Genomic DNA, 9,506 nt, shown 5'->3' on the forward strand with positions numbered 1-9,506 from the left:
AGCACGCCGCCTCCCGATTGCCTTGGCAGCGGTGTACAATTCGCTTCTTTCTACCCGCCGTCGTTGCCAAGGATTCCCCGGATGTTGTCGCGCATTCCAGCCGTTACCCGCTGTCTGTCGCTTGCTGCACTGTGTGCGGCGGGCTCTGTTTCCGCTTTGGAATTCCCTCTGCCTCCGCCTGGCGAAGATATCGTCGGCCAGGTGCAGACGGTTACGGCCAGGTACGAAGACACCTTCGCCGACCTGGGTACCCAGTACGATCTGGGTTATCTGGAGATGATCGCGGCCAACCCGGGCATAGATCCATGGCTGCCGGGCGCCGGCAGGCAAATCGTCTTGCCGACTCGCTTCGTGCTGCCGCCGGGCCCGCGCGAAGGTATCGTCATCAACCTCGCCGAGTACCGCCTTTACTACTATCCCAAAGGCCAGAACGTCGTACACACCTATCCGCTGGGTATCGGCCGCGAGGGTTGGGGTTCACCGATTGCACTGACCAAGATCATCGCCAAGACGCCCAACCCGACCTGGACGCCTCCGGCTTCGATCCGTGCCGAGCACGCCGCCGATGGCGATCCGTTGCCGGGCGTGGTGCCAGCCGGGCCTGACAACCCGCTGGGACCCTTCAAATTCGGCCTGGGTTTGCCCGGCTACCTGATTCACGGGTCCAACAAGAAGTTCGGGATTGGCATGCGCACCAGCCATGGCTGCTTCCGCATGTACAACAACAACGTTCTCGAACTGGCGGGCATGGCCCCCGTTGGCACGCCTGTGCGGATCATGAGCGAGCCATACAAATTTGGAATTAGCGGCGGCAAGGTTTATCTCGAAGCGCATACACCCCTCGACGAAAGTGGCAATCCATCAATCGTGGATAAGCACACGGCAGTGATCAACGCCTTGCTCAAGCGCGAAGACCTCGCCAATAACCTGCGCATGAACTGGGATCTGGTTCGCGACGTGGTGGCCGCTGAAGATGGCATGCCGGTAGAAATCGCGGTGCCGGGTTCGGCAGTGGCTGCGAGCAATCCGGTGCCGTTGCAGTAAAACAGGCTCGGGTTACAGGCTCTCGTTGGAGCGAGGCTAGCCCGCGAACCAGGCGCCGCGGTGTAGCAAGTGCACCGCGTTATCGTTTTTCGCGGGCAAGCCTCGCTCCAACGGGGATGGGCTTTGTTGACAAAATCGCAGCCACAAAAAAGCCGACCCGGAACCGGGTCGGCTTATCAATAATCCCGAGGGATTATTACTTGCGGCTAGCTTTGTCCAACATACGCAGAGCGCGCTCGTTGGCTTCGTCAGCAGTTTGCTGAGCTTTTTGAGCGGCAGCCAGAGCTTCGTCAGCCTTGCGATAGGCTTCATCAGCGCGAGCTTGCGAACGAGCTGCTGCGTCTTCGGTAGCTGTCAGACGAGCTTCGGTTTCTTTGGATACGCTGCTGCAACCGGTGGCCAGAACTGCAGCCAGAGCCAGAGCAGAGAATTTCAGAACGTTGTTCATCGTGTTCCCCTTCAAGGACTTTTTTTCAATTTAGTCATCTCTCGAAAGTGAGAAAATGACCGGCGTACATACTACCCATTGTTTGTAGTAAGTAAACTGACCAAGCGCAAGAACCACACAAATTTCTTGGCTTTGAAAGTGTTCGAGGCAACTCCTCATGTTTTTTGTCTAAAAAATATCCAGGTTCGACTCGGCGTGGCTTCAGCCCGGACCAAGGCGCCGGGCCGGCAGAATTTAAACCACGCTCTAAGTGCTTCAATCAACGGTAGTCAACGCCTTGGGGTTTTGCCATTAACGGTTGTGGCTAATTCCGCGGTATTTACCGAGTGTTCTGGTGACTTTCAATTGGCCCGCACGTCTCAATCGACAAGGTTCGGTGAGGATCGGCATAACTATCTGAGTCATCAGATGTTCAATCGCGATTTTTTGCGGTCGACACGCTTGAGCATATTCCCCAATGACGCCTACTATTTGCAGGTGCTCTTTTGTTGGGATCAGCAAAGCTCTTCTCGGTGTCCAAAACAGGCACGGGGTGGCGTAGATGTTCCTTCGCCGGAAAAACATCGGTAAGGTAGGGGTCCAATTCCAAGACCCGCGAGGAGTAGTGATGAGCGAGGCGTTGTCCATCCACCATGATCAGAACGGTCACCAGTTCGAGATCAATATTGAAGGTCACCGTGCCTACCTGACCTATATGGACCTGGGTAAGCAGACTCTGGATATTTACCGGACCTTCGTACCCAATGCCCTGCGTGGCAGGGGCATTGCTGCGGCACTTACCGAGCAGGCGCTCGATTATGCCGACAGAATGGGATACACCGTGATTCCGTCATGTTCCTATGTTGAGCGTTACATGGAACGTAACCAGCGCCAGGCCGCCAAGATCTGACTTACGCCTTCGACTGACCGTGCAATGAAAAACGCCGAGCATTTGCTCGGCGTTTTTGTTTTGCGTGCAGGCTTAACCGCGTTCGCGCTTGGGCAGCACATCCTTGAGTTTGGCGTGCATGCTGCGCAGGGTTTTTTCGGTGCTTTCCCAATCGATGCAGGCATCGGTCACGGATACGCCGTATTGCAGTTCCGACAGATCTTTCGGAATTGCCTGACAACCCCAATTCAGATGACTCTCAACCATCAGGCCAATAATCGATTGGTTGCCTTCCAGAATCTGGTTGGCCACGTTTTCCATGACCAGCGGCTGCAAGGCCGGATCCTTGTTGGAGTTGGCGTGGCTGCAATCGACCATGATGTTCGGCTTGATGTTGGCCTTGTTCAGCGCCTGCTCGCAGAGCGCGACGCTCACCGAATCGTAGTTCGGCTTGCCGTTACCGCCACGCAGCACCACGTGACCGTAGGCGTTGCCCTTGGTGGTCACGATGGAGACGCCGCCTTCCTGGTTGATGCCGAGGAACCGGTGCGGGCTGGAAACGGACTGCAAGGCGTTGATCGCCACAGTCAGGCCGCCGTCGGTGCCGTTCTTGAAACCGACTGCCGAGGACAGGCCCGAAGCCATTTCCCGGTGAGTCTGGGATTCGGTGGTGCGTGCGCCGATGGCCGACCAGCTGATCAGGTCCTGCAGGTATTGCGGGGAGATCGGGTCGAGCGCTTCGGTTGCGGTCGGCAGACCCATTTCAGCGAGGTCCAGCAACAGTTGACGACCGATGTGCAGGCCATCCTGAATCTTGAACGAGTCATCCAGATACGGATCGTTGATCAGACCTTTCCAGCCGACGGTCGTACGCGGCTTCTCGAAATAGACGCGCATGACCAGATACAGCGTGTCGGACACTTCCGCAGCCAGTGCCTTGAGGCGTTCGGCGTATTCGTGGGCAGCCTTGATGTCGTGGATCGAGCACGGCCCGATCACCACGAACAGGCGATGATCCTTGCCGTCGAGGATGTTGCGGATAACTTCGCGGCCCTGGCTCACGGTGCGCAAGGCGGCAGCGGTGAACGGGATTTCACGCTTGAGCTGATCCGGCGTGATCAGAGTCTCGTTGGAAGAAACGTTGAGGTCGTCAATCGGTAGATCAGCCATCGTGTTCTCATCAGGTCACGGTGCTGGCCGCCAACGTAGCCCGTGCGGCGAAGCCAGCATGATTGGAGCGCAGCGGGGAGCGGAACCTTAGCGCGTTAGGCCGTTGTTCGACAATGGGCAAACACGGCTTTATCCCTTGGTAATGGCTGGATGGTCACTGTTAATGCAGGTTTTTTCGTCTGCGGGCGTTACAAGGATATTTGCAAGCGCCAGCGGGGAAACGGATAGTGTGCTGCCTTACAGGAGGCGTTTTCTTGGATCAGCTTGAACTGAGCGACTTTGATGTCGACCAACAACTGCTGCAATTGGCGGGTATTTCGCTGCTGATCTTCACCAGCGTCGGTTGCGCAAGCTGCCGGTATGCCCGGCAACAGCTGCCCCGGCTGGATCTACCCGTGCAGCGCTTGTGCTGGATCGATGCCGAGGAAAACGGCGGGGCGGTAGAGCGTTATGAAGTGTTTCATTTGCCGGCACTGTTCATCGTGCGCGACGGCGAGTTTTTCGGGGCGCTGCGTACGCCGCTCACCGCCAGCGCAATACGCGACGCCTTGAACCTGGGATTGACCCGTGAACCCGATGAACTGCCATGAGCCCGGCAATCAACAAGCAAGGAGATCGGCATGAGCCATGAAGTGACGCGACCCCGCATCGGAATTATCGGCACCGGCGCCATCGGCGGTTTTTATGGCGTAATGCTGGCGCGGGCCGGTTTCGATGTGCATTTTTTGCTGCGCAGTGAATTCGCTGCGGTCACGCAACACGGCTTGCGAGTGGACAGCGCGGTGTTTGGCGAACTGACGCTAAATCCGGTTCAGGCCTATTCCTCTGCCGCAGACATGCCGCGCTGCGACTGGCTGCTGGTGGGCGCCAAGGCCACCAGCAACGCCGCGCTGGCACCCGCCATTGCTCAAACCGCTGCGCCTGGCGCTAAGGTGGTGGTCTTGCAGAACGGGCTTGGCGTCGAAGACACTCTGCGCAGTCTGCTACCTGATTCGCTGCATTTATTGGGCGGCCTGTGTTTCGTCTGCGCGCACCGCACGGCACCCGGAATCGTCGCGCATCAGGCGTTCGGTGCAGTGAATCTGGGTTATCACAGCGGTGCGGCGGACGATGCGGCCAGCCAACTTGCGCTGGTGGAGGAGGGGGCAAGCCTGTTCCGGTCCGCCGGCCTCGAAGCGCACGCCATGCCCAACCTGCAACAGGCGCGTTGGCAGAAGCTGGTCTGGAACATCCCCTACAACGGTTTGTCGGCGTTGCTGCAAGCCAGCACCACACCGCTGATGGCCGACCCGCAGAGTCGCGCGCTGATCCAGGCGTTGATGGCCGAGGTGGTGCAGGGAGCTCAAGCGTGCGGTCACGTATTGCCCGAAGGTTTCGCCGACCATCTGTTCGCGGTCACCGAGAAAATGCCGGATTATCGACCCAGCATGTATCACGATTTTCGGGAGCAGCGCCCCCTCGAACTTGACGCTATCTACGCCGTACCACTGGCTGCGGCAGCGCAGGCGGGTTGTGACATGCCGCGTGTGCGCATGCTGTATCAGGCGCTGGCTTTTATCGATGCACGAAACAGCTGATCAGGCTGCAAGGCGAAATCATGGCAAACGATCAAGGCAACAAACTGGTCCTGGCGATTTCCTCCCGCGCCTTGTTCGACCTGCGTGACAGTCATGCGATCTACATGGCCGACGGCGTCGCGGCGTACCGCAAATATCAGATCGCTCATGAAGACGAGATGCTTGAGCCCGGCGATGCGTTTCTGTTGGTGCAGAAGCTGTTGAGCCTCAACGCGAGCATGAGCAAGGCGCGGGTCGAGGTCATTCTGGTTTCCCGCAACAGCGCCGACACCGGCCTGCGAATTTTCAATTCGATTCAGCATTACGGCCTGGACATTACCCGTGCGGCATTCGTCGGCGGTCGCAGCCCTTATCCTTATCTGGCTGCCTTCGGTTGCCATCTGTTTCTTTCGACGCACGCCGAGGATGTGCGCAGTGCGCTGGATGCCGGTTTCGCGGCGGCGACCATTCTCTCCGGTGGTGCACGGCGTGCGGCCAGTGCGGAGCTGCGCATTGCCTTCGATGGCGATGCCGTGCTGTTTTCTGACGAGTCGGAGCGGGTTTACCAGTCGGGCGGTCTTGAAGCCTTTCAGGCCAGTGAGCGCCAGTCGGCCCGCGAGCCATTGCGCGGCGGCCCGTTCAAACCGTTCCTGGCGGCGCTCAATCTGCTGCAGCGCGAGTTCCCCGAAGAGGCCTGTCCGATTCGCACTGCGCTGGTCACGGCCCGCTCGGCGCCTGCTCATGAACGGGTCATTCGTACGTTGCGCGAATGGGACATTCGCCTGGACGAATCACTGTTCCTGGGCGGGCTGGAGAAGTCCGCGTTTCTTGAAGCCTTCGCGGCCGACGTGTTCTTCGATGATCAACCCGGTCACTGTGAAAAGGCCCGCGATGTGGTTGCCACTGGCCACGTCCCGCACGGCATCAGCAACGAAATAAAACTTTGAGCTTTTGCCGCTCGAACGGGTAATCACCGTCGCACTTTTTGGCGCGCTGCTAAGCTGAATCCATCTCCGCCATTCTGGCTGTTCGGGAGGTCGTATGATTCGTTCGATGCTGTATGCCACTGACCTGAGTCTGTATGCGCCCTACGTCATGCAGCACGCGCTGGCACTTGCTCGAACCTTTAACGCCGAGCTTTATGTGATCCATGTGGTTGAGCCGATGGGGTTGTTTGCCGAATCTGTACTACAAAGTTATCTGAGCGAGGATGCGCTGAAAGAGCTGCACCACCAGGGGCTCAACACGGTGCTGGATGGAATCGAGCAACGGGTACTGGACGGATTTCGGGAGGAACTGGGGGAAGGGCATCAGGATCTGGCCTTGATCCGCACCGTGCGGGTTGTGCAGGGCGATCCATGCAACGTGATTCTGGAGCAGGCGCAACAGCTTGAGGTCGACCTGCTGGTAGTGGGCAGTCACAGTCACGGAACAGAAGCCACTGCACCGATTGGCCGCACGGCGGCCAGGGTTTTGCAGCTATCGGAGGTTCCGGTTTACATGGTGCCGGGGTGGAGCAAGGGCGCGCGCCGGAGAGATGAGACGCAGACGTAAAATCGAGCGTGCCTTTGGCGCTCAAAAGTGATAAAAAGTTCTAGTTGCCTTGTTCTCACCATTAATCCAGTTATATAGCGTCGCTGATGCCTTGGGCGTCTTCCTGCTTTGAGGGATACATATGAAGCTTCAACAATTGCGCTACATCTGGGAAGTGGCGCACCACGACCTCAACGTTTCAGCGACGGCTCAGAGTCTGTATACCTCTCAGCCCGGAATCAGTAAGCAGATTCGTCTGCTGGAGGACGAACTGGGTGTCGAAGTGTTCGCCCGCAGCGGCAAGCATCTGACCCGCGTCACCCCGGCCGGTGAACGCATCATCACCACCGCCGGCGAGATCTTGCGCAAAGTGGAGAGCATCAAACAGATTGCTCAGGAGTTCTCCAACGAGAAGAAAGGCACCCTGTCGATTGCGACCACGCATACCCAGGCGCGTTATGCGTTGCCGCCGGTGATCAGCAATTTCATCAAGCAATACCCGGACGTGGCGCTGCACATGCATCAGGGCTCGCCGATGCAGATCGCGGAAATGGCCGCTGATGGCACCGTGGATTTCGCCATTGCCACTGAGGCACTGGAGTTGTTCGGCGATTTGGTGATGATGCCGTGCTATCGCTGGAACCGTTGCGTCGTCGTGCCTCAAGGCCATCCGCTGGCCAAGGTGCCGAAGCTGACGCTGGAAGTGCTGGCTGAGTACCCGATCGTGACTTACGTGTTCGGTTTCACCGGTCGTTCCAAGCTTGACGAGGCTTTCAGCCATCGCGGCCTGACCCCTAAAGTGGTGTTCACCGCCGCCGACGCCGACGTCATCAAGACTTACGTGCGCCTGGGCCTGGGTGTCGGCATCGTGGCGAAAATGGCCGTGGATGCCAAACTCGACAGCGATCTGGTGATGCTTGATGCCAGTGACCTGTTCGAGGCCAGCATCACCCGCATCGGCTTCCGTCGCGGCACTTTCCTGCGCGGCTTCATGTGCGACTTCATCGAGAAATTCGCCCCGCACCTGACCCGTGAGGTCATGGCCAAGGCGATTCAGTGCCACAACAAGCAAGAGCTGGAAGAATTATTCGACGGCGTGGAATTGCCGGTGCATTGATTTAATCAAGTGGGAGCGAGCTTGCTCGCGAATAGGTCAGTAAATCAGGCAGGTTTTTAACCTGAAATACTGCTTTCGCGAGCAAGTCTCGCTCCAACGGGGCTGGTGGCACTCAAACCTTCGCGATCAGGTTCCCCGAATGCAATCCGCATTCCTTCTGCGTGGCTTCTTCCCACCACCAGCGGCCTTCACGCTCATGCTGGTTCGGCAGCACCGGACGCGTGCACGGCTCGCAACCGATGCTGATGAAACCGCGTTCGTGCAGGCTGTTGTAAGGCAGTTCCAGCATGCGGATATAACCCCAGACTTCCTCGCTGGTCATCTGCGCCAGCGGGTTGAATTTGTACAGGGTGCGTTCCGGCGTTGAAAACGCGCTGTCGATTTCCAGTGCCGCGACGTGGCTGCGTGTGCCGGGGCTCTGGTCGCGACGTTGCCCGGTGGCCCAGGCGGTTACGCCCGCTAGCTTGCGCCGCAGGGGTTCGATCTTGCGGATGCCGCAGCACTCGCCATGACCGTCGCGATAAAAGCTGAACAAGCCCTTTTCCTTGACGAAGGGTTCGAGCTTCTGCTGATCCGGGGTCATGATCTCGATGTCGATCTTGTAGTGCTCGCGCACCTGCTCGATGAAACGATAGGTTTCCGGGTGCAGACGGCCAGTGTCCAGGCTGAACACCTTGACGTTCTTGTTCAGCTTCCAGGCCATGTCCACCAGCACCACATCCTCGGCACCGCTGAAGGAAATCCACAGATCATCACCGAAATGCTCAAAGGCCAGTTTCAGGATGTCCTGCGGGGACTTGTTGGCGTAAGTCGCGGCGAGACCGACGACGTCGAAGGGTTGGCTCATCAGGCGGTTTCCTAAAGTTGGCGCTTAAGCGCTCGTAATGACGGGGATGTTAACAAAATCTTTCGCCGAGTTGGCCGGTTTGCTGTTGTTGCGCTGAAACAGCAACAGCCCCTAAAGTGCCGGTTCTTTTTGACGATGAAGTCCCCTCGAGGAGTGTCCTGTGGAAATTGCCTGTCTGGACCTGGAAGGCGTGCTGGTCCCGGAAATCTGGATCGCCTTTGCTGAAAAAACCGGTATCGAATCGTTGCGTGCCACCACCCGGGATATTCCCGACTACGACGTGCTGATGAAGCAGCGCCTGCGCATCCTCGATGAGCACGGCCTGAAGCTTTCGGATATTCAGGAAGTGATCGGCACCTTGAAGCCGCTGGACGGCGCCATCGAGTTCGTCAACTGGCTGCGCGAGCGTTTTCAGGTGGTGATTCTGTCGGACACGTTCTATGAGTTCTCCCAGCCGCTGATGCGTCAACTGGGCTTCCCGACCTTGCTCTGTCATCGCCTGATTACCGACGAGACCGACCGGGTTGTCAGCTATCAGCTGCGTCAGAAAGATCCAAAGCGTCAGTCGGTATTGGCGTTCAAGACCTTGTACTACCGGGTGATCGCGGCCGGCGACTCATACAACGACACCACGATGCTGGGCGAAGCCGATGCTGGCATTCTGTTCCACGCCCCGGAAAACGTGATCCGCGAATTCCCGCAGTTCCCAGCGGTGCATACCTTTGACGACCTGAAAAAGGAATTCATCAAGGCCTCGAATCGGGATTTGAGTGTGTAAGCAGCACCCTTCACACCTCAACCGGTAGGAGGGGACTTGTCCCCGAAAAGGCCGGTGTGAACGCTGAAGATCTTCCTCGGCAGACCCGACGCCTTCCCGGACAAGTCCGGTCCTACCGAGCCATACAACCGGTAGGAGGGGACTT

11 protein-coding genes are annotated in these 9,506 nt (G+C 58.0%); 8 read left to right on the plus strand and 3 right to left on the minus strand.

All coding sequences use genetic code 11. The annotated features are described in order from the left end of the window. The first annotated feature begins 81 nt into the window (after window positions 1-81). Window positions 82-1,044 carry a L,D-transpeptidase family protein gene (locus AFK24_RS18480; protein ID WP_065834590.1) on the plus strand — a complete coding sequence of 321 codons (963 nt, stop codon included), beginning with the start codon at window positions 82-84 and terminating at the stop codon, window positions 1,042-1,044. A gap of 196 nt (window positions 1,045-1,240) precedes the next feature. Here AFK24_RS18480 and oprI read toward each other — a convergent pair whose 3' ends face one another. Further along, a complete protein-coding gene (oprI, locus tag AFK24_RS18485) occupies window positions 1,241-1,492 on the minus strand; it encodes an outer membrane lipoprotei OprI (protein ID WP_002553018.1) in 252 nt (83 codons plus the stop codon). A 607-nt stretch (window positions 1,493-2,099) separates the two neighbouring features. Between oprI and AFK24_RS18490 the strand changes: the two genes are divergently transcribed. Next, a complete protein-coding gene (locus tag AFK24_RS18490; protein WP_020289269.1) occupies window positions 2,100-2,381 on the plus strand; it encodes a GNAT family N-acetyltransferase in 282 nt (93 codons plus the stop codon). 72 nt (window positions 2,382-2,453) lie between these two features. On the opposite strand, the gene AFK24_RS18495 is transcribed toward AFK24_RS18490, so the two are convergent. Next, window positions 2,454-3,530: a 3-deoxy-7-phosphoheptulonate synthase gene (locus AFK24_RS18495; protein ID WP_065834591.1), complete on the minus strand. Its 1,077-nt coding sequence runs from the start codon at window positions 3,528-3,530 to the stop codon at window positions 2,454-2,456. 254 nt (window positions 3,531-3,784) lie between these two features. Between AFK24_RS18495 and AFK24_RS18500 the strand changes: the two genes are divergently transcribed. The 5 genes from AFK24_RS18500 (at window position 3,785) to cysB (ending at window position 7,736) form a co-directional block, all read left to right on the plus strand. Beyond that, the gene (locus AFK24_RS18500) at window positions 3,785-4,120 is read left to right on the plus strand and encodes a thioredoxin family protein (RefSeq protein ID WP_065834592.1); all 336 of its coding nucleotides are present in this window, start codon (window positions 3,785-3,787) and stop codon (window positions 4,118-4,120) included. Between the two features lie 30 nt (window positions 4,121-4,150). Further along, window positions 4,151-5,107 (plus strand): putative 2-dehydropantoate 2-reductase, encoded by a 957-nt coding sequence (locus tag AFK24_RS18505; RefSeq protein WP_065834593.1) that lies wholly within the window; start codon window positions 4,151-4,153, stop codon window positions 5,105-5,107. 20 nt (window positions 5,108-5,127) lie between these two features. Beyond that, a complete protein-coding gene (locus AFK24_RS18510) occupies window positions 5,128-6,033 on the plus strand; it encodes a 5'-nucleotidase (RefSeq protein WP_065834594.1) in 906 nt (301 codons plus the stop codon). 94 nt (window positions 6,034-6,127) lie between these two features. Next, window positions 6,128-6,640, plus strand: coding sequence for a universal stress protein (locus tag AFK24_RS18515; protein ID WP_065834595.1), 513 nt, complete (start codon window positions 6,128-6,130; stop codon window positions 6,638-6,640). Window positions 6,641-6,761: 121 nt separating this feature from the next. Further along, entirely contained in the window at window positions 6,762-7,736 is a 975-nt protein-coding gene (gene cysB / locus AFK24_RS18520) for an HTH-type transcriptional regulator CysB (protein ID WP_065834596.1), read from the plus strand. A 112-nt stretch (window positions 7,737-7,848) separates the two neighbouring features. Here cysB and AFK24_RS18525 read toward each other — a convergent pair whose 3' ends face one another. Then, window positions 7,849-8,583, minus strand: a complete 735-nt coding sequence (locus AFK24_RS18525) for a phosphoadenylyl-sulfate reductase (protein ID WP_065834597.1) — start codon at window positions 8,581-8,583, stop codon at window positions 7,849-7,851. A gap of 160 nt (window positions 8,584-8,743) precedes the next feature. Here AFK24_RS18525 and thrH point away from each other — a divergent pair, with 160 nt between their 5' ends. Beyond that, window positions 8,744-9,361 (plus strand): bifunctional phosphoserine phosphatase/homoserine phosphotransferase ThrH, encoded by a 618-nt coding sequence (gene thrH / locus AFK24_RS18530; RefSeq protein ID WP_065834598.1) that lies wholly within the window; start codon window positions 8,744-8,746, stop codon window positions 9,359-9,361. Window positions 9,362-9,506 lie beyond the last annotated feature (145 nt).

Source organism: Pseudomonas syringae, from assembly GCF_001698815.1.
Lineage (GTDB): Bacteria > Pseudomonadota > Gammaproteobacteria > Pseudomonadales > Pseudomonadaceae > Aquipseudomonas > Aquipseudomonas syringae_A.

Bases quoted from the DNA above. Each gene is read 5' to 3' on its own strand.
- AFK24_RS18480 (WP_065834590.1), top strand. From the start codon at position 82: ATGTTGTCGCGCATTCCAGCCGTTACCCGCTGTCTGTCGCTTGCTGCA.
- oprI (WP_002553018.1), bottom strand. From the start codon at position 1,492: ATGAACAACGTTCTGAAATTCTCTGCTCTGGCTCTGGCTGCAGTTCTG.
- AFK24_RS18490 (WP_020289269.1), top strand. From the start codon at position 2,100: ATGAGCGAGGCGTTGTCCATCCACCATGATCAGAACGGTCACCAGTTC.
- AFK24_RS18495 (WP_065834591.1), bottom strand. From the start codon at position 3,530: ATGGCTGATCTACCGATTGACGACCTCAACGTTTCTTCCAACGAGACT.
- AFK24_RS18505 (WP_065834593.1), top strand. From the start codon at position 4,151: ATGAGCCATGAAGTGACGCGACCCCGCATCGGAATTATCGGCACCGGC.
- AFK24_RS18510 (WP_065834594.1), top strand. From the start codon at position 5,128: ATGGCAAACGATCAAGGCAACAAACTGGTCCTGGCGATTTCCTCCCGC.
- AFK24_RS18515 (WP_065834595.1), top strand. From the start codon at position 6,128: ATGATTCGTTCGATGCTGTATGCCACTGACCTGAGTCTGTATGCGCCC.
- cysB (WP_065834596.1), top strand. From the start codon at position 6,762: ATGAAGCTTCAACAATTGCGCTACATCTGGGAAGTGGCGCACCACGAC.
- AFK24_RS18525 (WP_065834597.1), bottom strand. From the start codon at position 8,583: ATGAGCCAACCCTTCGACGTCGTCGGTCTCGCCGCGACTTACGCCAAC.